General features: G+C 73.9%; 27 protein-coding genes. 15 read left to right on the forward strand and 12 right to left on the reverse strand.

Translation table 11 applies throughout. The annotated features are described in order from the left end of the window. The first annotated feature begins 4 nt into the window (after window positions 1–4). The 3 genes from OG403_RS04635 to OG403_RS04645 all read left to right on the forward strand — a co-directional run bounded on the left by OG403_RS04635 (window position 5) and on the right by OG403_RS04645 (window position 3,405). Entirely contained in the window at window positions 5–1,207 is a 1,203-nt protein-coding gene (locus tag OG403_RS04635) for a type III PLP-dependent enzyme (protein ID WP_329572094.1), read from the forward strand. Window positions 1,208–1,276: 69 nt separating this feature from the next. Continuing rightward, window positions 1,277–2,797 (forward strand): sensor histidine kinase, encoded by a 1,521-nt coding sequence (locus tag OG403_RS04640; protein ID WP_329561640.1) that lies wholly within the window; start codon window positions 1,277–1,279, stop codon window positions 2,795–2,797. 95 nt (window positions 2,798–2,892) lie between these two features. Next, window positions 2,893–3,405: a hypothetical protein gene (locus OG403_RS04645; protein ID WP_329561642.1), complete on the forward strand. Its 513-nt coding sequence runs from the start codon at window positions 2,893–2,895 to the stop codon at window positions 3,403–3,405. 45 nt (window positions 3,406–3,450) lie between these two features. On the opposite strand, the gene OG403_RS04650 is transcribed toward OG403_RS04645, so the two are convergent. Next, the gene (locus OG403_RS04650; RefSeq protein WP_329561644.1) at window positions 3,451–4,242 is read right to left on the reverse strand and encodes an MFS transporter; all 792 of its coding nucleotides are present in this window, start codon (window positions 4,240–4,242) and stop codon (window positions 3,451–3,453) included. A gap of 2 nt (window positions 4,243–4,244) precedes the next feature. On the opposite strand from OG403_RS04650, the gene OG403_RS04655 reads away from it, so the two are divergent. After that, window positions 4,245–4,796: a CGNR zinc finger domain-containing protein gene (locus OG403_RS04655; protein WP_329561646.1), complete on the forward strand. Its 552-nt coding sequence runs from the start codon at window positions 4,245–4,247 to the stop codon at window positions 4,794–4,796. Between the two features lie 91 nt (window positions 4,797–4,887). Here OG403_RS04655 and OG403_RS04660 read toward each other — a convergent pair whose 3' ends face one another. Continuing rightward, window positions 4,888–5,232 (reverse strand): SHOCT domain-containing protein, encoded by a 345-nt coding sequence (locus OG403_RS04660; protein ID WP_329561648.1) that lies wholly within the window; start codon window positions 5,230–5,232, stop codon window positions 4,888–4,890. A 192-nt stretch (window positions 5,233–5,424) separates the two neighbouring features. Further along, window positions 5,425–5,586: an HAD family acid phosphatase gene (locus OG403_RS04665; protein WP_329572096.1), complete on the reverse strand. Its 162-nt coding sequence runs from the start codon at window positions 5,584–5,586 to the stop codon at window positions 5,425–5,427. A 167-nt stretch (window positions 5,587–5,753) separates the two neighbouring features. Here OG403_RS04665 and OG403_RS04670 point away from each other — a divergent pair, with 167 nt between their 5' ends. Beyond that, window positions 5,754–7,550 (forward strand): SpoIIE family protein phosphatase, encoded by a 1,797-nt coding sequence (locus tag OG403_RS04670; RefSeq protein WP_329561650.1) that lies wholly within the window; start codon window positions 5,754–5,756, stop codon window positions 7,548–7,550. A 39-nt stretch (window positions 7,551–7,589) separates the two neighbouring features. Here OG403_RS04670 and OG403_RS04675 read toward each other — a convergent pair whose 3' ends face one another. The 4 genes from OG403_RS04675 to OG403_RS04690 form a co-directional block, all read right to left on the reverse strand. Continuing rightward, window positions 7,590–7,820, reverse strand: a complete 231-nt coding sequence (locus tag OG403_RS04675; RefSeq protein ID WP_329561651.1) for a hypothetical protein — start codon at window positions 7,818–7,820, stop codon at window positions 7,590–7,592. A gap of 94 nt (window positions 7,821–7,914) precedes the next feature. Then, window positions 7,915–8,886: an ABC transporter substrate-binding protein gene (locus tag OG403_RS04680; RefSeq protein ID WP_329561653.1), complete on the reverse strand. Its 972-nt coding sequence runs from the start codon at window positions 8,884–8,886 to the stop codon at window positions 7,915–7,917. Between the two features lie 58 nt (window positions 8,887–8,944). Beyond that, window positions 8,945–10,036, reverse strand: coding sequence for an ABC transporter permease (locus OG403_RS04685; protein ID WP_329561655.1), 1,092 nt, complete (start codon window positions 10,034–10,036; stop codon window positions 8,945–8,947). Further along, window positions 10,033–10,803, reverse strand: a complete 771-nt coding sequence (locus OG403_RS04690; RefSeq protein ID WP_329561656.1) for an ATP-binding cassette domain-containing protein — start codon at window positions 10,801–10,803, stop codon at window positions 10,033–10,035. The genes OG403_RS04685 and OG403_RS04690 overlap by 4 nt, the downstream gene beginning before the upstream one ends. Before the next feature lie 539 nt (window positions 10,804–11,342). On the opposite strand from OG403_RS04690, the gene OG403_RS04695 reads away from it, so the two are divergent. The 3 genes from OG403_RS04695 (at window position 11,343) to OG403_RS04705 (ending at window position 14,121) form a co-directional block, all read left to right on the forward strand. After that, window positions 11,343–12,272 (forward strand): pseudouridine-5'-phosphate glycosidase, encoded by a 930-nt coding sequence (locus tag OG403_RS04695; RefSeq protein WP_329561657.1) that lies wholly within the window; start codon window positions 11,343–11,345, stop codon window positions 12,270–12,272. Further along, window positions 12,269–13,162, forward strand: a complete 894-nt coding sequence (locus OG403_RS04700) for a carbohydrate kinase family protein (RefSeq protein ID WP_329561659.1) — start codon at window positions 12,269–12,271, stop codon at window positions 13,160–13,162. Before OG403_RS04695 ends, OG403_RS04700 begins: the two co-directional genes overlap by 4 nt. A gap of 179 nt (window positions 13,163–13,341) precedes the next feature. Beyond that, window positions 13,342–14,121, forward strand: coding sequence for a class I SAM-dependent methyltransferase (locus OG403_RS04705; protein ID WP_329561661.1), 780 nt, complete (start codon window positions 13,342–13,344; stop codon window positions 14,119–14,121). Between the two features lie 48 nt (window positions 14,122–14,169). Here the strand turns inward: OG403_RS04705 and OG403_RS04710 are convergent, their stop codons facing one another. Continuing rightward, window positions 14,170–14,727, reverse strand: coding sequence for a histidine kinase (locus tag OG403_RS04710; RefSeq protein WP_329561663.1), 558 nt, complete (start codon window positions 14,725–14,727; stop codon window positions 14,170–14,172). Between the two features lie 169 nt (window positions 14,728–14,896). Between OG403_RS04710 and lnt the strand changes: the two genes are divergently transcribed. Then, window positions 14,897–16,450 (forward strand): apolipoprotein N-acyltransferase, encoded by a 1,554-nt coding sequence (lnt, locus tag OG403_RS04715; protein ID WP_329561664.1) that lies wholly within the window; start codon window positions 14,897–14,899, stop codon window positions 16,448–16,450. A gap of 8 nt (window positions 16,451–16,458) precedes the next feature. On the opposite strand, the gene ligD is transcribed toward lnt, so the two are convergent. Then, window positions 16,459–17,469 carry a non-homologous end-joining DNA ligase gene (gene ligD, locus OG403_RS04720; RefSeq protein WP_329561666.1) on the reverse strand — a complete coding sequence of 337 codons (1,011 nt, stop codon included), beginning with the start codon at window positions 17,467–17,469 and terminating at the stop codon, window positions 16,459–16,461. A gap of 59 nt (window positions 17,470–17,528) precedes the next feature. On the opposite strand from ligD, the gene OG403_RS04725 reads away from it, so the two are divergent. From OG403_RS04725 to OG403_RS04750, 6 genes are all read left to right on the forward strand, one after another. Then, the gene (locus tag OG403_RS04725) at window positions 17,529–18,617 is read left to right on the forward strand and encodes an ATP-dependent DNA ligase (RefSeq protein ID WP_329561667.1); all 1,089 of its coding nucleotides are present in this window, start codon (window positions 17,529–17,531) and stop codon (window positions 18,615–18,617) included. Window positions 18,618–18,671: 54 nt separating this feature from the next. Next, on the forward strand, window positions 18,672–18,905 hold the full coding sequence (locus OG403_RS04730; protein WP_329572098.1) for a DUF3040 domain-containing protein: 234 nt from the start codon (window positions 18,672–18,674) through the stop codon (window positions 18,903–18,905). A 123-nt stretch (window positions 18,906–19,028) separates the two neighbouring features. Further along, entirely contained in the window at window positions 19,029–19,523 is a 495-nt protein-coding gene (locus OG403_RS04735) for a hemerythrin domain-containing protein (RefSeq protein ID WP_329561669.1), read from the forward strand. Between the two features lie 50 nt (window positions 19,524–19,573). Continuing rightward, the gene (locus OG403_RS04740; RefSeq protein WP_329561671.1) at window positions 19,574–19,855 is read left to right on the forward strand and encodes a DUF6158 family protein; all 282 of its coding nucleotides are present in this window, start codon (window positions 19,574–19,576) and stop codon (window positions 19,853–19,855) included. 34 nt (window positions 19,856–19,889) lie between these two features. Beyond that, window positions 19,890–20,519, forward strand: a complete 630-nt coding sequence (locus OG403_RS04745; protein WP_329561672.1) for a TIGR03086 family metal-binding protein — start codon at window positions 19,890–19,892, stop codon at window positions 20,517–20,519. Between the two features lie 232 nt (window positions 20,520–20,751). Next, on the forward strand, window positions 20,752–21,711 hold the full coding sequence (locus tag OG403_RS04750) for a hypothetical protein (protein ID WP_329561674.1): 960 nt from the start codon (window positions 20,752–20,754) through the stop codon (window positions 21,709–21,711). A 63-nt stretch (window positions 21,712–21,774) separates the two neighbouring features. Here OG403_RS04750 and OG403_RS04755 read toward each other — a convergent pair whose 3' ends face one another. From OG403_RS04755 to argJ, 3 genes are read right to left on the reverse strand one after another with little or no spacing between them, the layout of a single operon-like run. Beyond that, window positions 21,775–22,005, reverse strand: a complete 231-nt coding sequence (locus OG403_RS04755; RefSeq protein WP_329561676.1) for a DUF2277 domain-containing protein — start codon at window positions 22,003–22,005, stop codon at window positions 21,775–21,777. A 47-nt stretch (window positions 22,006–22,052) separates the two neighbouring features. Continuing rightward, entirely contained in the window at window positions 22,053–22,190 is a 138-nt protein-coding gene (locus OG403_RS04760; protein WP_329561677.1) for a hypothetical protein, read from the reverse strand. Between the two features lie 51 nt (window positions 22,191–22,241). Beyond that, the gene (argJ, locus tag OG403_RS04765; protein WP_329561679.1) at window positions 22,242–23,381 is read right to left on the reverse strand and encodes a bifunctional glutamate N-acetyltransferase/amino-acid acetyltransferase ArgJ; all 1,140 of its coding nucleotides are present in this window, start codon (window positions 23,379–23,381) and stop codon (window positions 22,242–22,244) included. Between the last annotated feature and the right edge of the window lie 14 nt (window positions 23,382–23,395).

Genomic DNA, 23,395 nt, shown 5'->3' on the forward strand with positions numbered 1-23,395 from the left:
CACCATCGCGCTGCCGCCCGCCGTCCACGCCGAGGCGGCCGAGCTGCCCACCGAGGCGCTGCCCGCCTACCTCTACGACCTGCCCGCGCTGCGCGCCCACGCGGCGGCGATCCGGGCCGCGCTGCCCGAGCGGGTGGAGCTGTACTACGCCGCCAAGGCCAATCCCGACCCCGCGCTGCTGACCGCGATGCGCGACCAGGTGGACGGCTACGAGGTGTCCTCCGGTGGCGAGTTGGCCCATGTGCGGGCCGCCGTTCCGGACGCCCGGCTGGCCTTCGGCGGACCGGGCAAGACGCCGGCCGAACTGAGCGCCGCGCTGGCGGCCGGCGTGCACCGCTGGCACGTGGAGAGCGTGGCCGAACTCCACCAACTCGCCGCGCTGGCCACCGGACCGGTCGACCTGCTGCTGCGGGTCAACCTGCCGCTGCGCGCGGGCGCGCTGGACGGCGTACCGCTCGCCATGGGCGGCCGGCCCACCCCGTTCGGTCTGGACCCCGAACACCTGGACCACTGCCTGCGGTTGCTGGCCGAGCCCCGGTTCGCCCGGCACCTGCGGCTGCGCGGCATCCACGCGCACCTGGCCAGCGGCCTGGACGCGGTCGGCCAACTCGCGGTCGCCGAGCAGCTGGTGGACTGGGCGGCGGGCCTGCCGGTGGCGATCGAGGAGGTCAACATCGGCGGCGGCATGGCCGTGGACTACGCCGATCCGCACGCGCGCTTCGACTGGTCCGGCTACGGCGCGGGGCTGGCGAGCCTGCTGCGCCGCCATCCCGGACTGCGGCTGCGGATCGAGCCCGGCCGGGCGATCACCGCCTACTGCGGCTGGTACGCCACCGAGGTGCTGGAGGTCAAGCGCAGCCACGGCGAGGAGTTCGCGGTGCTCCGCGGCGGCACCCACCACCTGCGCACGCCCGCCGCGCGCGGGCACGACCAGCCGTTCGCCGTGCTGCCCGTGGAGCACTGGCCGCACCCCTGGCCCCGCCCGACGGCCGAGAGCGGCCAGGTCACGCTTGCCGGACAACTCTGCACCCCCAAGGACGTCCTGGCCCGCCGGGCGAGCGTGCCGGCGCTGCGGACCGGGGACCGGGTGGTGTTCGGGCTGGCCGGAGCGTACGCCTGGAACATCTCGCACCACGCCTTCCTGATGCACCCTCAGCCGGGCTTCCACCTGCTGGGTGAGCAACCCGTCGAGGGCAACGACCGGTAGCGCCGGAATACCGGAATACCGGCCAAGGGGGGGCCTTAGCAGATGATCACACTGCTCTAATCTGAGCTGATGCGTTTGCTGACGATCGAGAACGCCGGCCGGCCGCCGACCGCCGACCGACCGCCCCGCTGGTGGCGGCGGCGCCCCGGAATCCGCGCCAGGGCCGCGTTGGCGGCCCTGGTCGCGGCGGCGCTGGCGTTCGGCCTCGCCACCGTCTGGGTCGGCCGTTCCCTGCACGCCGACCTGGAGCTGCAGGCCACGGACCGGGCGGAGTCCGCCGTGGCGAACATCGAGGGAAAGATCCCCGACTCGCCGGACGAGCCCTACGCGACCTCCTCCTACGTCGTGATGGACGCGGACGGGCTCTGGCTGCGCTCCGGAGCCGATTTCTCCTGGCCGCCCGGGTGGGCGCGCGAGGGGCTGCTGCCGCCCGTCCCGCCCGCGGACTACGACCAGGTGAGCCCGGCCACCGAGGAGGTCATCATCCGGATGCCGTCCTTCGTGCCCGGTATGCAGTCCGGCTGGCTGAGCGGTCGCACCGTACGGTTCCGGCGGTCCATCAGCGATTCGCTCTCCAGTGCCGACCTCGCCAAGTACACCGGTGTCACCGGGATGCGCCCGCAGACCCTCACCATCTACGTGCTGGTCGACGACGAGGAGGCCGACCGGACCAGCGCCACCGTGGCCCGGATCCTCGGCTGGTACCTCACCCCCGGCGCCTCACTCTTCGTCGCCCTGATCGCCTGGCTGGTCACCGGCCTCGCGCTGCGCCCCGTCGAAGCCATCCGCCGCCGGATGGCCGAGATCGGCGACGGCGCCATCCACCAACGCGTCCCCGTCCCCACCACCCGCGACACCATCAACCGCCTCGCCCGCACCACCAACCACACCCTCGACAGACTCGAACACGCCCTCGACGAACAACGCCGCCTGGTCGCCGACGCCTCCCACGAACTCCGCAGCCCCCTCGCCGCCCTGCGCACCTCCCTCGAAATCCCCCTCGCCCACCCCGACCACGCCCACTGGCCCACCGTCGTCACAAACGCCCTCACCGACACCGCACGCCTCCAAGAACTCGCCGACGACCTCCTGCTACTCGCCCGCACCCAGGAAACCCACACCCAGGAAACCCACACCCCCACCGACAGCACCGTCGCCCTGCACGACATCGTCGCCGAACAACTCGCCGAACGCACCGTCACCGACCCCACCCTCAACTGGCACGGCCACCTCACCGAAGCCACCGTCCCCGGCCACGAAGTCCTGATCGGCCGACTCGTCCGCAACCTGCTCGACAACGCCGCCCGCCACACCACCGACACCATCACCGCCACCCTCCACACCACCGACGGCTGGGCCGAACTCACCATCACCGACAACGGACCCGGCATCCCACCCGCCGACCGCGAACGCGTCTTCGACCGCTTCGTCCGCCTCGACACCGCCCGCAACCGCGCCACCGGCGGCGCCGGCCTCGGCCTCGCCCTGGTCCGCACCATCGCCACCACCCTCGGCGGCACCGCCACCGCCACCCAACCCCCCACCCCACCCGGCGCCCACCTGCTCATCCGCCTCCCCCTCGCCCGGTAGCGGGGTCTCTCCACCCACGGGTGGAGGGCGGGATCCAACCAATGACCCACCCAGGGGCCGAGGCGGGTCCGGGCGCCGGGCGGGAAGCTACTGCCATGAACACCACCGAGTACTGCGTACAGATCGCCCTGGTCCTCCTCGTCCTGCGGCAGATGCGCGGCGGAAAGCTCGACCTGATGAGCCTGGTCCTGCCGATCGTGCTGATCGGCGCCACCGCGGTGACCTACCTGAAGTCGATCCCCACCGGCGGCGGCGACCTCGCCCTGGAGATCGGCCTGGGCGCCAGCGGCGTGCTGCTCGGCACGCTGGCCGGCCTGGCCACCCGGGTCTGGAGCACCAAGGAGGGCACCTTCGCGAAGGCCGGCCTGGCCGCGGCGGCCCTGTGGGTGGGCGGCATCGGCGCCCGGATCGCCTTCGTGCTGGCCAGCGAGCACACCGGCTTCGGTCAGCAGGTGGTCGACTTCAGCCGCAACCAGGACATCACCAGCCAGCAGGCCTGGGTCGTCGCCTTCGTCCTGATGGCGCTGGGCGAGGCCGTCTCCCGGCTGATCACCATCCGGCTGCGCGCCCTGCGGCTGCGCAGCGCCGCGGCCCCGCTCGCCGCGTGAGTGCCCGCCCCGCGCGTTGACCCTCCGGTCACCCCGACCGGAGGGTCAACGCGTGCCCGGCGCGCGCCGGGCCACGGCGGTACCGGCCAGCAGTTGGAAGCCGGCGGCGGCGAGCAGCGCCCCGGGCAGCGACCGGCTCGCCAGCGGTCCGGCGAGGGCCGCGCCGAAGGCGAAGGCGGTGAGCTTGAGGCTGGCGCCGGTGGTGAAGACCTGGCCGCGCAGCCGCTCCGGCGCCTCCCGGTGCCGCACCGCGAAGAGCGCGGTGAGCTGCGGCCCCTCGGCGGCGCCCAGCAGCAGCACGGCCGCGATGACCGGGACCGGCCGGCAACGCGCCGCGAGCAGCAGCGCGAGCGCCTGGACCGCGGCGGCACACCGGAGCACGGTGTCGGGCGCGGGCTGACGCGGCACCCGGGCGAGCAGGAGGTTGGCCGCCAACCCCGCACCGGCGAGCAGCGCGAGCAGCAGCGCCCCGCGTCCCGCACCGCCGAGCGCCCGCGCCCCGAGCAGCGGGGCGCAGGCCACCAGCAGGCCCTGGCCCGCGCAGGAGAGCGCCGAACCGGCGGTGGCCCGGGCCAGCGGCCGGGTCCGGACGACGGCCCGCAGCCCCGCACCGAGGTCGCCGAGCAGCGCCCCGCCGCCCGCGTATCCCGCCCCCGGCGGCAGCCGCCAGGCCACCGGCACCGCGCAGCAGATCAGCGCGACCGCCAGCAGCACACCGGCCCGCACCCCGGCCAGGCTCGCGAGGGCACCGGCCAGCCCGGGGCCCAGCAGGGCGGCGAGGTCGAAGGTCATCGCGTCCAGCGCGTTCGCCCGGCCCAGCCGGGTCGGCGGCGCCACCCGTGGCAGCTGCGCCGTCCAGCCGCCACTCGGTGGCCGCCACCGCCCACCGCACCGCCGCGCTGATCAACGTGCTGGCCGGGGAGCCGCCGACGGCGGGCACCGTCGCCAAGGTGCTGCGCGAGCACGGCGAAGCCGATCCGATCGACCTCACGGAGCACGACCTCGCGCAACTGCGGGCCGCCGCCCTGCTGCTGCGCGAGGTGTTCGCCGCCGAAGGGGTGGACGGCGCCGCCGACCTGCTGAACCGCCTGCTCGCCGAGCACACCGGCCGACTGCGGCTCTCCTCGCACCAGGGCCGCAGCCCCTGGCACCCGCACCTGGACACCGACGACGACGCCCCGTGGGCCGCCTGGTTCCTGGCCTCGTCCTGCCTGGCGCTGACCGTGCTGGTCTGGGACCGCCAGCGGCCGCCCGGTGGGCTGTGCGCCTCCCCGAGCTGCCACCAGGTCCACCTCGCCCTGGGCAGCGGCCCGACCCGCCGCTACTGCTCACGCCGCTGCGCCACCCGCGAGCGCGTCGCCGCGCACCGCCGCGCCCACCCGCAGACCTGAGGCCCGCACCCGAACGCACGACCGGGCGGACCGACACCGGCCCGCCCAGCCACCCCGCCGCCCCCTGCTTCTTACCGTCGACTACGCACCATCACCCAGCCGGTGACGCCCCGCCAGGGCCACCCGGCCCGCCGCCCGGTTCGCGCAGCATCCGCAGCCGCCGCTGGTACTCCTCCTCGTCGATCTCGCCGCGCGCGTACCGCTCCCCGAGGATGCGCTCGGCCTCGCCGCCCGACCGGCCGGGCCAACCGCCGCCCGCCGGGCCGCTCATCGGCGCCCCGCCCGCGGCCATGTGGTGCCGGTTCGCCGCGAGCCGGGCCACCATCACGATCAACACCACCAGCGCCGCCAGCAGCAGGAACCCGCCGACCGAGAAGATCCAGAAGCCGGCATGCCAGCCGCCGATGCCGGCTCCGTGGTGATAGCGGTAGAACATCCCGCACCGCCTCTCCGGGCCTCGGCTCCGAGGCCGCCAACTCCACCGCCCGACTTGTCCGGTTTCCTCCAGTGTGCCCCCCGATTATGAGCGCACCCTATAAACCTGACCGCGAACGGCCGCGACCGCACCAGCCATCGGAATTCTGGCATCGACCCGGCGGGCGACCGGCGCCGGCGCACGAGGCGGGTGTCAGGACAGCAGGCCGTTGCAGCCGGGCAGCTTGAACGTCTGCTCGCCGTGTCCGCCGGCCAGGTCGCTGACGTTGTTTCCGATGTTCACGATGATCGTGCAGCCCTGGCTCTCGATGGAGATCCGGGCCTTGGCCTTGAAGGTGTGGTCCGACTCGGACAGCGGCCAGTGTTACGACCCGGCGGCCGGTGTGGTGCAGGTCAGCACCCCACAGGAGTCCATCAGCGGCAGCTCCGTACTCCCGATCGCCGAGCTCCCCCAATCGCCGATCGGTCTGAATCGATGGGATGATCTGATCAAGGACTGCCCCCGGCCAGGCAGGAGGGACCATGGCCGACCCCGTTGGCGCGTTCTCCTTCCTGGACGACGCCCAGGCCCGCGAACTGCTGGCCGCGCTGGACGCCGCGCTCGGCGAGCGCCCCGCGCTGGACGCGCTGCTCGCCGACTACCACCTGGTGCGCCAGATCCTGGACCGCGCCACGGTGGGCATCGCCGTCTTCGACCTGGAGCTGCGCTACCGGTACGTCAACCGGACCCTGGCCGAGATCAACGGGGTCCCGGCCACCGGCCACACCGGCCGGACGATCGCCGAGGTGGTGCCGGGCATCGAGGTGGACGCCGCCGAGAGCGCGCTGCGCGAGGTGCTGGCCGACGGCAAGCCGCGGGCGCTCACCATCGAGGGCACCACCGCCTCCGGCCCCGCCACCGAACCGCGCTGGTGGCACAACGCCTACCACCGGCTGGACTCGGCGGCGGGCGTGCCGCTGGGCGCCGTCGGGATGGTGCTGGAGATCACCGAGGACCGCCGGATCCGGCACGCCCTGGACCGGGCCCGGACCCGCCTGGCGCTGCTGGACGAGGCGGCCACCCGGATCGGCACCACGCTCGACGTGGCGCAGGCCTCCAAGGAGCTGACCCGGCTGCTGGTGCCGCGGCTGGCCGACGTCGCGCTGGTCGACATCGTGGAACCCGACCGGCACGCCGGCGAGCCGGCCACCGGCGACGGCCTGGCGATGCGCCGGCTGGCCCTGAGCACCACGCCCGCGCTGGTCGGCACCAGCGACCTGGTCGGCGGCACCGGCGCGCTGATCCACCCGCAGGCGGGCTCGGCGGTGGCCCGCTGCGTGGCCGAGGCGGCACCGATCGTGCTCAACTTCCCGTCCGACGCGCAACTGCGCACCACTGCGCCGAACGCCGCCCGGGTGAGCCGCTACCGGCAGCTCGGCCTGCACTCGGGCGCCTTCGTGCCGCTCACCGCGGGCGGCACGGTGATCGGCGCGCTGACCCTGGCCCGGGGCGGCCAGTCGCCCGCGTTCACCCCGGACGAGGTCGCGCTGATGGTCGAGCTGGCCAGCCGGGCCGGGTCGGGCATCAGCAACGCGCAGCGCTACTCGCACGAGCACGAGTCCGCGCTGGCGCTGCAGCGGGCGCTGCTGGCCGAGCCGATGACCCCGCACCCGGACGTCGAGTGCGCGGGCCGCTACCTGCCGGCCGGCACCAGCGCGGAGGTGGGCGGCGACTGGTACGACACGGTCGCGCTGCCCGGCGGGCGGACCCTGCTGGTGGTCGGCGACGTGATGGGGCACGGGCTGGACGCGGCGGCCACCATGAGCGAGTACCGCTCCCTGGTCCGGGCGCTGGCGCTGCAGCGGCGCTCACCAGCCGGGATCCTGTGGGAGGCCGAGCGGATCGTCGAGGCGCTGGAACAGGAACGGGTGGCGACCTGCGTGCTGGCCCTGCTCGACCCGGCCACGCACAGCTGCACCTTCGCCACCGCCGGGCACCTGCCGCCGCTCCAGCTCGACCGGCCGCACCAGTACGGCCGGCTACTGCGGCTACCGGTCGGCCCGCCGCTGGGCACCGGCGCCGGCGGCCACAGCGCGATCACGCTGCCCTTCGACCCGGGCGCGACCCTGCTGCTCTACACCGACGGCCTGATCGAGCGCCGCGACCGCGACATCGAGCAGTCGCTGGCGGCGCTCGCCGCCCTGCGCTTCGATCCGGCCGCCCCGCTGGAGCACCTGATCGACACCGCGCTGACCGGCCTGACCGCCGGGCACGGCGAGGACGACGTCGCCATCCTCGCCACCCGGCTGGCCGACGCGCACCGGGACCGACGGGCCTGACCCGGCTCAAGGTCTTACCGGGCTCAGGTCTTGCTGGGCTCAGGCCTCGCCGGGGCGCCAGGTCGGCCACTCCCACGGGTGGTCCTGCCACTCGACCTGCTCGGGGTCGGCCAGGTCGATCTTCGGGAAGAGCCGGGTCGCCTCCGCACGGAACTCCTGCCGGTCCACCGGCTCCCACTCGTGCCCCCTGAAGCGGACCAGACGGTAGCGGCTGTCACTGCTCATCGCGGCGACCTCGACCAGCGGGTCATGACTCTGGTTTCTGTCCATACCACCAGGCTGGCCGTCCGGCCCCGTCCCCGCCACCGCGTCCGGTCCGGAGCCAGCGACGGGGACGGGGTGGCGGGGACGGGGCCGGGGCGGCTCAGGAGTCGCAGTCGGTCCGGTAGAGGAACCGGGCCACGCTCGGATCACCCACGTTGTCCCGGGTGATGCTGGCCAGGTCGGTCTGGATGTCGGCGTCCACCGCCTTCCCGGTGAGCGCGTTGGCCAGCTGGTCCACCGCCTGCTGGCCGATCCCGTACGGGTCCTGGGAGATCAGCGCGTCCACCGACCCGCTCTTCAACTCGGCCACCTGCTGCGGTCCGGCGTCGAACGAGACCACCTTGACCACGCCCTGCCTGCCCGCGTCCTTCAGCCCGGTCCCGACCCCCTCACCGGTCTGCGAGTTGGCGGCGAAGATGCCCACCAGACCGGGGTGGGCGGAGAGTTCGTCGCTGACAGCGGAGGCCGCGCCCTGGGCGGTGTCACCGACCTGACGGACGTCGTCGATCTTCAGACCGGGGTCCTTCGCGGCCAGCTCCTGCTTGAAGCCCTGGATCCTGGCGTTGGTGGTGGTCGTCGTCAGGTCCGGCGTGAGCACCACCACCTCGCCGCTGCCACCGGTCAGTTGGGCCATCGTGTCGGCCGCCTGCCGGCCGCCCTGCAAGTTGTTCGAGGAGATCCGGGTGATCCCGATCGAGGGGTCGGTCAGCGTGGTGTCGACGATCGCCACCTTCGTCCCGGCACTCTGCAGGGTGCGGATCGGGCCCTGCAGCGAGTTCGGGTCCACCGGCGCGATCAGCACCCCGGCCGGGCGGGTCGCGGTCACACTGGTCAGCGAACTCACCTGCTCGGGCACGCTCCAGTCGGCCGAGCCGGTGGCGGTGAACTTGTCGCCGAGCTTGCCCGCCTCGGCCTGCGCGCCGCACTTCATGGTGATGTAGAAGGGGTCGCCGGTCTTGCCGGCCACGAAGGTGATGGTCTTCTGGCCGGCCTGCGCGCCACCCGAACTGCCGCAGCCCGCCACCAGCGCGAGCAGCGCGACCGCACCCACCGCCAAAGCCTTGCTGTGCACCGTGAGTTCCTCCTTGCTGGATTCCACCGTCCGTACCGGGCCTAGCGTCTGTCCTGCGTCACCGGTTGCTGCGCCGTCGCCGACGCAACTGGTCGAAGTAGACGGCCAGGATCAGCACCGCGCCCACCGCCACCGTCTGCCAGAAGGACTGCACCTGAAGGATGGTGAAGCCGCTCTGCAGCACGGCGGGGATGAAGACGCCGATCACGGTGCCGATCACCGTGCCGACGCCGCCGAACAGGCTGGTGCCGCCGAGCACCACCGCGGCGATCGCGTTGAGGTTGTCCTGGGCGCCGCTGGTCAGCGTGGTGCTGCTGTAGTGCGCGAGGTTGAGCACGCCCGCGAGGCCGGAGAGCAGACCGGACAGCGCGTAGACCTTGATCAGATGGCGGTCGACCCGGATGCCGACCCGGGCCGCCGCCTCCTCGTTGGACCCGACGGCCAGGGTGTAGCGGCCGAACCGGGTGGTCCGCAGGGCCAGCGCGGCGAGCGCGACCACCAGGACCGCGACGACGATCAGCCACGGGATCCCCAGCACGCTGCCGCTGCCGACCGAATTGGCCAGCGAGGCGGGCACGTTGCCGACGTCCACGCCGTGCGTGAGGACCTGGCCCAGGCCCAGCGCGATGCCGAGCGTACCCAGGGTGACGATCAGCGGCGGGACCTTGGCCTTGGCCACCCAGATCCCGTTGAAGACACCCCAGGCCAGCCCCCCGAGCAGCCCCGCCAGCGCCCCGGCGAGGATCGTGCCCGCCCCGGCGTTCGGGCCGGGGTCCAGCGCGTTCATCGTCTTCACCGCGACCACGCCGGAGAAGATCAGCACCGAGCCGACCGACAGGTCGATGCCCGAGGTGACGATCACGAAGGTCTGACCGACCGCGAGCACCACCAGGATCGAGGACTCCACGGCGATGCTCTTGAACTCGAAGGTGGTGGCGAAGGCGTTCGGCCGCAGCGCCGAGAAGGCCGCGACCAGCACGAGCAGGACCAGGAAGGTCCACAGCGTGTTCTGGCCACGGGCGCGCTGCCACAGCAGCGCCGCAGCACCGCGCGGTGCCGCCGGCGCCGGGGCCGGGGCCGGCTCAGCCGTCGGGGTCGGCACCGGTTCCGGTGCGGGCGGTGACTCGGGCGTCAGCGGTGCCTCGCTCACGTGCGGTCCTCCTCCTCGTTCGCCAGCGCGCCGGTCATCGCCGCCACCAGTTCCTCCACCGAGGTCCGCGCCGCGCGGAACCGGGCCACCCGCCGCCCGAGCCGCAGCACTTCGATCCGGTCGGCGACCGCGAGCACCTCGGGCATGTTGTGACTGATCAACACGGTGGCCACGCCCCGGTCGCGGACCCGCCGGATCACGTCGAGCACCCGGCCGCGCTGGACCACCCCGAGCGCGGCCGTCGGCTCGTCCATGAAGACCACCCGGGAGGCCCAGGCCACCGAACGGGCGATCGCCACGCTCTGCCGCTGACCGCCGGAGAGGGTGGCCACCGGCGCGTCGATGTCCTTGAGCTGGACGCCGAGTTCGGCGAACGCGGCGATCGAGCGCTCCCGCATGCCGCGCTTGTCCAGCACCCCGAGGGCGCCGAGCAGTCCGCCGCGGACCTGCTCGCGGCCCAGGAAGAGGTTGGCCGCCGCGTCCAGCTCGGCGGCCAGCGCCAGGTCCTGGTAGACCGTTTCGATCCCCAGCCGCTGGGCGTCGCGCGGGCCGGCGAACGAGACCGGCCGGCCGTCCAGCAGGATCTCGCCGCGGTCCGGGGCCGCCGCACCCACCAGGGTCCGCACCAGGGTCGACTTGCCGGCGCCGTTGTCACCGATCAGCGCCACCACCTCGCCCGGGTGGACGGTGAAGTGGGCGCCGCGCAGCGCCTCCACCTGGCCGTAGGTCTTCCACAGACCGCGTGCGTCGAGCAGCGGTTCGGACATCTCTCCTCCGCCCTGCCAACGTTGATGACCTTGGCATGAACTCATGCACAACGGAGCGCTGTCAATGCCACCGGAGCCCGCTGGCCTCTCATCAACCCCACTCATCTCCAAGCCAGTTCAGCAGCTCAGGTGATCCGTCGGGCCGCTGCGGAGATCGAACGGCAGCGCCACCGGCAACCGGCCCGGCCCACCGGCAGGCGGGTCCCGGCCCGGCGGATCGGGCTGCCGTGGAAAACCGATCGCCCGAACCCCTTGACCGGGGGACAAATCGGAGCACACTGGTCTTTACACCGGAATACCGGAGAGAGCCACACCGCCGACGCAGACGTCACGTCGGCCGTCCGAGTGACCCTGATCCAGGCTCTGGCCAGGCCCCCGGCCGGGCCCGCTCGTTCTCGGAGTGGTCAGCGACGACTGACACCCACGAGGCGAGCCGGGGCCCGCCGGGGCCGCCGTCTGCCCGCCGCCACCGGCGCACCACCACCACGGGTTCACCCCTGCCACGTTTGAACTCCCCCGTACCACGCCAGGATTACGGGATGACCGAGCCTTCCCCCGCCCTGTGCCTGTCCGACGAGGTGCGCGAGGCCCTCGCCCACCGCCGCCCCGTGGTCGCCCTGGAGTCCACGATCATCGCCCACGGGCTGCCCCGGCCTCGCAACCTTGCCGTGGCACGGGAGTTGGAGGAGCTGGTGCGGGCCGGCGGCGCGGTCCCGGCGACCGTCGCGGTACTGGACGGCACCGCCCGGATCGGCCTCGACGACGCGGAGCTGACCCGGGTCGCCGAGGACCCGGCGCTGCGCAAGCTCGGCTTCCGCGACCTGGCCCCGGCACTGGCCACCGGCGCGAGCGGGGCGACCACCGTCTCCGGCACCGCCTTCCTGGCCGCCAGGGCCGGGATCCGGGTCTTCGCCACCGGCGGCCTGGGCGGCGTGCACCGGGGCTGGGCCGACACGATGGACGAGTCGGCCGACCTCAACCTGCTCTCCCGGACCCGGATCACCGTGGTCTGCGCCGGGGTGAAGTCGATCCTGGACGTGCCGGCCACCCTGGAGCGGCTGGAGACCCTGGGGATCACCGTGCTCGGCTACCGCACCACCGAGTTCCCCGGCTTCTACCTGAACAGCTCAGGCCGCCCGGTCGACTGGACGGTCCAGCAGGCCGCCGAGGTCGCTCAGCTGATGCTCCGTCAGGACCAGCTCGGCGCCCTGGACTCCGCCCTGGTGGTGGCCAACCCGGTGCCCGTCGAGGAGCAGTTGGACCCGCAGCTGCACGACCGGGTACTCGCCGAGGGCCTGGCGGCGGCCGAACTGGCGGGCGCCAGGGGGCAGGCGGCGACGCCGTTCCTGCTTGCCCACCTGGCCGAGCACACCAAGGGCGCCTCGCTGGAGGCCAACCTGGCGGCGGTGCGCGGCAACGTCCGCCTGGCCACCGAGATCGCCGCCCACTGGGCCGGGCCGCACCGGTGACGGGCGGACCGGGTGCGCTGCTGGTCATCGGCGACGTCGCCACCGACATCGTGGCCCTGCTGGGCGCTCCACTGGCCGCGCACACCGACACCGCCGCGCGGATCACCCTGCGGCCGGGCGGCTCGGCAGCCAACACGGCTGCCTGGGCCGCCCGTTCGGGCATCGAGGCGCGGCTGCTCGCCCGGATCGGGACCGACTTCGCCGACTGGCACCGGGCGGAACTGCTCGCCGCCGGGGTGCGCCCGTACCTGATGGTGGATCAGCAGGCGCCCACCGCCACGGTGATCGCCCTGGTGGACGCGGCGGCCGAACGCAGCTTCGTGACCGACAGCGGCGCCGCCCACCGCCTGGGGCCCGCCGACTGGGACCCGGCGCTGCTGGCCGGCGCCGACCTGCTGCACCTCTCCGGCTACCTGCTCTTCTCCGCACCGGGCCGGGCACTGGCCCGCCATGCGATCGCCGCCGCCCGCACCGCCGGACTGCCGGTGAGCGTGGACCCGGCCTCCACCGGCTTCATCGAGCAGTTGGGCGTCGATGCCTTCCTGGCCACGATCGAGGGCGCCGACCTGCTGCTCCCCAACCTGGCCGAGGCCCGCCTGCTCAGCGGCGCCACCGACCCCGCCGAAGCCGCCGAGCGGCTCAGTGCCGCCTTCGGGCAGGCCGTGGTCACCCTGGGCCCGGCCGGAGCGCTCGCCGCCGAAGCCGGCGCGGTGCTGGCCCGGGTTCCCGGCGTACCGGCCACGGCTCTGGACAGTACCGGCGCGGGCGACGCGTTCACCGGCGCCTTCCTGGCGGCGCGACTGCGCGGCGCCGACCTCCCCGAAGCCACCGCCGCCGGCTGCCGCGCGGGCGCCACCGCCGTCACCGTGATAGGCGGGCGCCCGGCCTGACGGGCATCGAAGCTCCAAGGCAAGAGGCACCCAAGCAATAGGAGACACCCAAGCAAGAGGCACCCGAGTAAGAGACACCCAAGCCTCTTGCCTCTTACCCATCCATGAGTAGAGTAGGTAATACCTCCTGGCCGCATACAGGCCTTACGCGATTCCCTCCTCCGCCCAAGGAAGGCACCATGACCGACACTCAGCTCAGCACCCACGACACCGACAGCGCCTTCTGGGAGGACTGGCAGCGCAGCTGGGACCAGCAGCAGGAGTGGTACCTGCCGGAGCGCGAGGAGCGCTTCCGGGTGATGACCGACCTGGTCGAGGCGGTCGGCGGAGCGACCCCGCGGGTGCTCGACCTGGCCTGCGGCACCGGCAGCATCAGCCGCCGCCTGCTGACCCGCCTGCCCGGCGCCCGCAGCGTCGGCGTCGACCTCGATCCCGCCCTGCTCGCCATCGCCGAGGGCAGCTTCGCCGCCGACCCGCGCGTGGAGCTGGTCACCGCCGACCTGCGCGATCCGCGGTGGACGGCCGCCCTGCCCGAGGGGCCGTTCGACGCGGTGGTCACCGCGACCGCGCTGCACTGGCTGGACACCCCGGACCTGCTGCGGCTCTACCGTGAGCTGGCGGGCCTGCTCCGCCCGGGCGGGCTCTTCCTGAACGCCGACCACTGCCCGCAGCCGGACACCCCGCTGCTGAACGCGGCCGACCGGGCCCAGCAGCAGCTGCGCCAGCAGCAGGAGCGGGCCGCCGGGGTGCTGGACTGGGCCCAGTGGTGGCAGGCCGCGGCGGCCGAGCCGCGGCTCGCCGAGCAGGTCGCCGCCCGCTCCACCGTCTACCGCGACCACAAGGACGGCGCGATCCACCCGGTCGAGTGGCAGACCGCCCAGCTGCGCGAAGCGGGGTTCAGCGAGGCCGGACTCGCCTGGCGCTCGGTCTCCGACGCGATGGTCGCCGCGATCCGCTGAGGCACCATCAGCTGAAACACGACCGGCGCCCCGGACCGCCCCCGCCGCTCACTGCTCGCCGCGCTCCGCCGGCGCCGGGTGTCCCTCCTCCGCCGCGCGCGCGGCCTGCTCGGTCGCCTGGTCGGCCGCCCGCTCGGCGGCCCGCACCTCGGCGGCCACCTCCTCGGCGGGCCGGCGCAGCAGGCTGCCGCCGTGCCGGGCGGCCAGCTCGTCGGCCGGCTCGCGGTGCCGCTCGTGCAGCTCCACGATCAGCATCGCGTGCCCCTCGGCCAGGTCCTTGCTGTACACCAGCAGGCCCTCCGCCCCGTCCTGGAACTGCCGCCACTCGGCCGCGCCGCCCAGCACCGTGCCCGCCGTCCAGCCGAGCAGCACACCGATCGGACCGCCGAAGAGCCCGAGCAGCCCGCCGACGATCCCGGTGGCGACGGTCGGCGTCCCGGCGCCGCGCACCCAGCTCTCGGGGGTGTCCAGCAGGCCCTGCGCCGACCGCCGCAGCACCGCCGCCTGCCGCGCCCCGGGCAGCTCCTTCGCCTCGGCGAAGGCGGCGAGTGCGGCGGCCGGGTCGTCGAAGGTGACGAAGAGCATCGTGTGACTGTCGTCCGACATCGTTTTCCTCTCCCAGGGCTGTACCGTCACGGTAGGCGCCGCGTGCTGACCGGGCGTCAACACCGCGCCCGTCCGGGTGGCTCCCGGCGGCTCGGGAGGCAGCGCGACACGCGCGACCGAAGGGGGCGGTGTCATGGTGCCGACCGGCCCAGAAGCGGACAATCGGCCCATGTCGCTACGCGCCGCGCTCACCGTCCCCGCCCGTTACGGCTCGCTGGCGGCAGGCATGCTGCCGGTGCTCGCCTTCCCCGCGCTCAACCTCGAACCGCTGGCCTGGGTCGGCCTGCTCCCCGGCCTGCTGCTGTTCCGCGCCGCGCCGACGGCGCGCGAGGCGGCCGTGCGCGGCTGGTGGTTCGGCACCGGGTACGTGCTGGCCGCGATGTACTGGCTGCTGCCCTCGGTGGGCCCGGCGCTGCCGCTGATCGCCGTGGTCTTCGGCGTGCTGCAGACCGGCCTGGGCCTGGCGGCCCGGGCGCTGCTGCGCCCCCCGCTGACAGCGCGTCGGGCGCTGGCGGCACTCGTCGTGCTGCCCTCCCTTTGGGTGGTCGCCGAGTTCGCCCGCTCCTGGCAGGCGCTCGGCGGACCGTGGGCGCTGCTCGGCGCCACCCAGTGGCAGCACCCGACCGTGCTGGCGCTCGCCTCGATCGGCGGGGTCTGGCTGCTCAGCGCCGTCGTGGTCGCGGTCAACACCGCCGTCCTGATCGCGCTGCTGGCCGCCCGCACCAGCGTGCGGGTGCTCGGCGCGCTCACCGCCACCACCCTGCTGCTGGCCGGCCCCGCCGCCTTCGCGCTGACTCCCGCCCCGCGTCCGGTGCGCTCCGCCACGCTGGCCCTGGTGCAGCCGGGCCTCACCCCCGACGGTGCCTCCCGGCTGGACGCCTCGGCCGCGCTCACCACCACCCTCACCGACCACCCGGACCTGGTGGTCTGGGGCGAGAGCAGCGTCACCACCGACCTGGACCGGGACACCGCCGCACTCGCCCGGCTGCGCGCGCTCGCCGCCGGCACCGGCAGCGAGCTGCTGGTCAACGAGGACGCCCGGAAGGCCAACGGCACCATCTCCAAGGACGCGGTGCTGATCGACCCGGCCGGCATCCAGGCCCGGTACGCCAAGATGCGCCTGGTCCCGTTCGGCGAGTACATCCCGTTCCGCTCAGCGCTCGGCTGGCTCACCGGGATCAGCAAGGCGGCGGCCGAGAACCGCACCCCGGGCCACAGCTTCCACCTCTTCGAGCCGGTCGACCGTACCGGCCGCCCGCTCCCCGCCGGGGTGCTGATCTGCTTCGAGTCGGCCTTCCCCGACCTGTCCAGGACCGCCACCCTGCAAGGCGCGCAGCTGATCATCTACCAGTCCGCGACCTCCACCTTCCAGCACAGCTGGGCCCCCGAGCAGCACGCCTCGCTGGCCGCGCTGCGCGCCGCCGAGACCGGGCGCCCGGTGGTGCAGGCCGCGCTCACCGGCGTGTCGGTGGCCTTCGACGCCCAGGGTCGCGAGCTGGCCCACTACGGCACCGGGCAGCGCGGCGTACTCACCGTCCACCTGGCACTGCCCGCGCCCACTGCCCGCACCTGGTACGACCGGGTGGGCGACGTGGTGCCCTGGACGGCCCTGGCCGTCACCCTCGCCACCGCGGCCTACGCGCTGCGCTCGACCCGCCGGCGCCCGGCCCGCGCCACCGTGTCCGAGCAGGCCGAGGACCGTCACCCGGCCACGCAGAGCTAGGCCGAGGCTCACTCCTCCTTGCGGGCCCGGCTCGGCTGCACCCGTGGCGGCTCCCCCGGCATCTTCGGGTGGTCCGGCGGGTAGGGCAGTTCGCCCAGCCCCTCGTCGCGCTCCTGACGGTCCGCCAGCTCGAGCACCGCCTCCAGGCCGAAGGCCTGCCCCTCCATCCCGGCGAACGGATCACCCAGCTCGGCCAGCCGGGCCGGCACGGTGCGCAGCGTGAAGTCGCCGGGCGCGGCCCCGTCCAGCTCCGGCCAGCTCAGCGGGGTGGAGACGGTGGCCTCGGGGCGGGCCCGCAGCGAGTAGGCGGAGGCGATGGTGCGGTCGCGGGCCATCTGGTTGTAGTCCACGAAGACCTTCACGCCGCGCTCCTCCTTCCACCAGTGCGTGGTGACCCGCTCGGGCAACAGCCGCTCCAGCTCCCGGCCGAGCGCGATGGCGCAGCGCCGCACCTCGGCGAAGTGCCACTCGGCGCGGATCGGCACGTAGACGTGCAGACCGCGCCCGCCGGAGGTCTTGGGCCAGCCGGTCAGCCCGTACCGGGCGAGCACCTCGCGCAGCTGGTGGGCGGCGCGCACCGCGTCGGCGAAGTCGGTGCCCGGCTGCGGGTCGAGGTCCAGCCGCAGCTCGTCGGGCCGGTCGGTGTCGTGGCGGCGCACCGGCCAGGGGTGGAAGGTGAGGCAGCCCAGGTTCGCCGCCCAGAGCACGGCGGCCGGCTCGCCGGGGCAGATCTCGTCGGCGAACCGCCCGCTGGGAAAGGCGATCCGGGCGGTGGGCAGCCAGTCGGGCGTGTTCTTCGGGGCCCGCTTCTGGTAGAAGAACTCACCTTCGACCCCGTCCGGGAACCGCTGCAGCGTGGTCGGCCGGTCACGCAGCCCGCGCAGCACCGCCTCGGCGACCGCCTGGTAGTACTGGGCAACGTCCAGCTTGGTGTAGCCGGGGCCGGGGTAGTACACCTTGCCGGGGTTGGACAGTCTGACGACCCGCGCCCCGACCTGCAGCTCAACGGCTTCACCCATGCCTTCCACGCTAGAGGCACGCACTGCGGGACGCTCGTGGGTGACGCACCATCAGAGCCATGGACCTTCCCGTGCTACCCCCCGTCGAGCCGATGCTGGCCAAGGCGGTGGACGAGATCCCGGCCGGCATGCACTACGAGGCCAAGTGGGACGGCTTCCGCGCGATCGTCTTCCGCGACGGGGACGAGGTGGAGGTGGCCAGCCGCACCGGCAAGTCGCTGGCCCGCTACTTCCCCGAGCTGCTCGATGCCTGCCGCGCCGAGCTGCCGCCGCGCTGCGTGCTGGACGGCGAGATCGTCATGGCGCACGACGGCCGGCTGCACTTCGAGGAGCTGCAGGAGCGGATCCATCCGGCGGCCTCCCGGGTGCGCAAGCTCGCGGCGGAGAAGCCGGTCAGCTTCATCGCCTTCGACCTGCTCGCGCTGGACGACCGCTCGCTGCTGGCCGACCCGCTCGCCGAGCGCCGCGCCGCCCTCACCGCCGCGCTCGCCGGGGCCGGGCCCTGGGTGCACCTGGCGCCCGCCACCACCGATCGGGAGCTGGCCGGCCGCTGGTTCACCAGCTTCGAGGGCGCGGGTCTGGACGGGATCGTGGCCAAGCCGCTGGACCAGCCCTACCGCCCCGGCGTCCGCGCGATGTTCAAGATCAAGCACGGCCGCACCGCCGACTGCGTGGTGGCCGGCTACCGCGAGCACAAGGACGGCCAGGGCGTGGGCTCCCTGCTGCTCGGCCTGTACGACGCGGCCGGGGTGCTGCAGCACGTCGGCGTCTGCGCCTCGTTCACCGCCGCCCGCCGCCGGGCGCTGGCCGAGGAGCTGGCCCCGCTGCGGCTGGCCGACCCGAGCGAGCACCCGTGGGCGGCCTGGACCGAGGAGAGCGCGCACGAGGCGAGCCGGATGCCGGGCGCGCCCAGCCGGTGGAGCGGCGGCCGGGACGGCAAGGACCCGTCATGGGTCGCGCTCCGCCCTGAACTGGTCTGCGAGGTCGCGTACGATCACATGGAAGGGACCCGGTTCCGGCACACCACCCGCTTCACCCGGTGGCGCCCCGACCGGTCCCCCGAAAGCTGTGACTACGGCCAGCTGGAGGAGCCGGTCGGCTACGACCTGGCACGGCTGCTGGCCGACGGCGGGGCGCCGGATCGCTGAGGCCCGAGGGCGCGCCCCACGGTGGAAGGGCCGAAAGGACAGCAGGTGAGGATCATGGTCCTCTCGCGGCAAGAGGCTCGGGAGAGCCGACGGATCGAGGCCCGGCTGATGGCCGAGGACCCCGTGCTGGCCCGAAGATTCGAGCAGTGGCGGCGCAGCCGCGACCGGGTCGCCGAGGCCGCGCTGCTCACCACCGGACGCACCACCCCGATGGGCCCGGGCGGCCCGCCGACCCGGCTGCGCCGGCTCTGGCACGAGGTGCTGCGCGGCCGGATCCCGCTGCCATGACCGCCGGAGCGCACGGGCTCGCTCACCCGATCGGCCGTACCCGATCGGCCGGGCCGCCCGGCGGAGCGTTCGATTTGGCACCATCGTTTCAGGGGACACGCGAGGCCGAGAAGGTGAGAGCGGATGTCCAGCGACGCGATCGTGCTGCTGAAACAGGAGCACAAGGACCTGCAGCGGCTCTTCAAGGACTACCGTGCCCTGGACCCGGCCGGATCGGCGGCCCGCGGTGAGCTGGCGCAGCAGATCGTGCACGATCTCCTGGTCCACTCCTACCTGGTCGACGAGGTGCTGTACCCCCTGGTCAGCGCCCTGCTGCGGGACCCCGCCCACGAGGCGCTGCGCGACTACCGGGACCACGCCGCGATCGACCGACTCTGCGAGGAGGTGGCTGCCCGGCCGGCCGACGACCCGGGCTTCGCCGGGCTGGTGGACGCGCTGCTGTCGGCCGCCACCCAGCAGATGAGCCAGGAGGAGCGCGAGTGGTTCCCGCGACTGCGGGCCACGCTGCGCCGCAAGGACCTGCAGGAGATCGGCGTCCGGCTGCTGGCGGTGCGCGAGACCGCGCCACGCCACCGGCCGGGCCCGGTTTCCGGCGCCCCGCAGGGGGCACCGGGCTAAGAGGGGGGTCACGACCCGACACCGGGTCGAGCACCGAGGAGGCACCCGCCATGCGATCGACTGCCACCACGGACGGCACCGCCGACCGCGTCACCGCCCGCGACCTGCAGGACGAGCGCCTGCTGCACGAGCTGGAACAGCTCCACCGGACCCGGCACGAGACCTTCCTCTACGGCTCCGACGACGCGCTGCGGCACCACACCCGGCGCTCGGCCGAGCTGGAGGCGGAGTACCTGCGCCGCTTTCCGAGCCGCCTGGTCACTGCGGGCCGCACTCGCTCCGGCGCCCGCGCCCGGGAGAGCGCCGCACGGATCGAGGCCACCCCGCAGTGACACCCGGCCCGCCAGTCCGCTGCAGGAGGCCCCGATGAGCCGCGAGCGCACCGAACGGCGCCAGCGCGAGGTGCTGCGGCTGTACGACGAGGCGCTGGCCTCCTTCGGCCGCCGGGTGCAGGCCGTGGCCCGCAACCAGTGGCAGGCGCCGACCCCGTGCGCCGCCTGGTCGGTCCGCGAGCTGGTCAACCACCTGACGGCCGAGCAGTTGCGGGCACCCGAACTGCTGCTCGGCGCGACCCCGGCGGAGCTGGGCGACCGGTTCGAGGGGGAGGTGCTGGGCGAGGACCCGGCCGCCGACTGGGCCAGGGCCGTGGCCGGCGCCCGCACGGCGTTCGGCATGCCGTACGCGCTGGCGCTGACCGTGCACCTGCCCCACGGCGACCGGTCGGCGCTGGACTACTGCGCGCAGCTGACCGTCGACCTGGCGGTGCACACCTGGGACCTGGCCCGGGCCACCGGCCAGGACACCCACCTGGCACCCGAGCTGGTGGAGTTCGCGCTGCACGAGGTCGCCCCGTACGCGGAGCGACTGCCGGCCACCGAGCGCTTCGCCGCCCCGGTGCCCACCGCGCCGGACGCCGCGCCGCAGGCCCGGCTGCTCGGCCTGGTCGGGCGGTACGCCGCCCCCTATCCGCCGGTTGACCCGGAGCTGGCCGACTGAGCATCCGCTTGCTGGAAATTTACTGAACGTCAGCCGAACGCAAGCTGAATGCCGATCTGACGTGGCATCAGCCGGACGCCGACGAACCGTCAACCGCAGGGCCAGCCCCGGTCGCACACCCGGGCACGGCGTCGGCTATCGTCCCGCTCTCAGACGTAATGTCCCCCAGGTCACAGACCTGCGGGGGCGGTGCGCCTGCACCACTGTGCAGCTACGTTCAGGAGCAAGCTTCGTGCACCACCCTCTGCGCCGGACCCTTCCGGCACTGGCGGCCCTCGGCATAGCCACGGCCGCCCCCCTCGTCACCGCCGGGCCCGCCCAGGCCATCGAGCGCTGCGGCTCCGCGGCGGTCGAGTACTCGGTCGACAACGGCGCCACCTGGCAGAACAACGACCGGATGTCCGCGCCGTACGGCAGCATCCAGGTCCGGCTCGACGGCAACGTCGACAAGGGCTGCTCGTACCAGGTCTCGCTGGCCTCGTACAGCACCCAGGGGCCGACCTGGGGCAGCTCGGGCACCCAGGCCTTCCTCGGCTGGGCGACCACCACGCTGGACAGCGGCAAGCGGCAGGCGACGCTGGACATCAGCGCCGACATGCCGCCCTGCTTCGGCCAGATCGACCTCTACAACGGCGCCACCAAGTACGACGGGATCAGCGGCCCGCTGCCCAAGTACCCGACGGGCGTCTTCCCCGACAACCTGATCTCGGCGTGGAACGGCGGCAGCGCCTGCCAGGTCACCCCGACGCCGCCCGCCCCGAGCCCGTCGAGCAGCAAGAGCGCGCCGAGTTCGCCGAGCCCGTCCCCGAGCTCCTCGACCCCACCGCCGCCCTCGCCCTCGGCCCCCGCGCCGGCCAGCCCCAGCGGCCCGTCGTCGCCGGGCAACTCGCCGAGCCCGTCGCCCAGCGGCAGCTCCTCGACCCCGGCGAGCAGCCCGACCAAGTCGAGCCCCTCGGCCCCGGCCGGCACCGTGCCGAGCCCGTCGGCGCCCGCGCCCTCGGGTTCGGCCGCCGCCACCGATGAGCCGGTCGGCACCCCGTCGGTCAAGCCGGTCTCGGCCACGCCCACCGGGCTGGCCTTCACCGGCACCAACGGCGGCCAGCTGGTCACCTTCGGTGTGGGTGGCGCGGTGCTGATCGCCATCGGCGCCGGTGCGGTGCTCTTCACCCGCCGCCGCAACGCGCACCGCTGACCTGCCGGAGCACCGTAGCGCCCGTGGCACCGGCCCTTCCCGGCCGGTGCTGCGGGCGCTTCGCTATGCGTGCGGCTGCCGGGCTCCCGCGCCCCGCACCTCCAGGCCGGCCAGCAGCGCGGTGGTGGCCGCCGCGACGGCCGCGACCGCCTGGTCGAAGACCGCGCGGTTGTGCGCGGCCGGGGCCCGGAAGCCGGAGACCTTGCGGACGTACTGCAGGGCGGCGGCGTGGATGTCCTCCTCGGTGACCTCGGGCTGGACGGGCGGACGGAGGGTCTTGATGCTTCGGCACATGCCTCCAGTCTGCCTCGGTCGCCGGCGGCCGGGCGGGCCGCTACCGGTCAGGACCTGCGGCGCCGGGACAGCAGCCAGTCGTAGCGCTCGGGGTTGTCGTAGCTGCGGGTCCAGGAGTCGTGGCCGACCCCGGCGCACCGGGTGAAGCGGACCGAACTCCCCGATCCGCGCAGGGCGTTGACCATTGCCTCGGTGCGCTCGATCGGGATCTCCGCGGCGATCCCGGCCAGGTCGGGTCAGGTGGTGTAGCCGGAGTTCAGTTCGACATACTCCGGCGTCAGATCACATCCGTAGACGGTGAACTCACCGTCCCCGAGCCCCAGGTCCACGCCGATCACCACCTCCGTCCCGGCCAGGTACGCTCCGGCCGCGGCGAGCCGCTCGTCGTCCGGCTCCGCGGGGAACAGCTCCAACGCGCCGTAGCGGATGGTGGTTCTGGCCGGGTCGAGCCGGTCGTCGTCGAGCTTGCCGATCGCCATCGCCACCCGGCCCCAGTTGGGGTCCGCACCGTGCACGGAGCTCTTGACCAGCGGGGAGTTGACCACCGACTTGCCGACCCGCTTCGCCTGGGCGGCGTCCCGGGCACCGGTCACCCGGACCTCGATCAGCTTGCTCGCGCCCTCCCCGTCCGAGGCGATGTCGCGGACCAGGGTGAGCGCCGCCCGGTACAGCACCGCCTCGAAGGCGGCGGGGTCGACCGGGCCCGCCTGGCCGTTGGCGAAGATCGCGGCGCTGTCGCTGGTGGAGGTGTCGGTGTCGATGCTCAGCGCGTTGAAAGTCCGGTCCATCACCCGCCGGAAGACCGCGTCCAGTTCGCCGGCCGGCAGTTCGGCGTCGGTGAAGAAGAAGGTCAGCAGGGTGGCCATGTTCGGTTCGATCATGCCGACCCCCTTGGCGATCCCGACCAGCACGGCCTCGCCGCAGCGCAGCCGGACCGACTTGGCGCGGGTGTCGGTGGTCATGATGGCCGCGGCGGCGGCCTCGAAGTCGGCCGGCGGCAGTGCGGCCGGGATCTCGGCGATGCCCGCCCGGATCGACTCCATCGGATAGGGCCGCCCGATCACCCCGGTCGAGCCGATCACCAGCTGCTCGGGCACCACCCCCACCGCCTCGGCGACCAACCGGCGGACCTCGGCCGCGTGCGCGGCACCGGCCCGCCCGGTGGCCACATTGGCGTTGCGCGAGATCACCACCATGCCCCGGGCGTCCTGCCGGGCCGCGTCACCCTGGCTGAGCAGCACACTGGGTCCGGCGAACCGGGAGCGGGTGAAGACGGCGGCCGAGACGGCGGGCGTCTCGGAGATCACGACGGCGAAGTCGTCGGCGCTGTCCTTGAGGCCCAGATTGGCCGTGTGAGAGCGGAATCCTCGCGGCATCGGCCGGTCCATCA

Origin of the sequence: Kitasatospora sp. NBC_01266 (assembly GCF_036242395.1) — a bacterium.
Lineage (GTDB): Bacteria > Actinomycetota > Actinomycetes > Streptomycetales > Streptomycetaceae > Kitasatospora.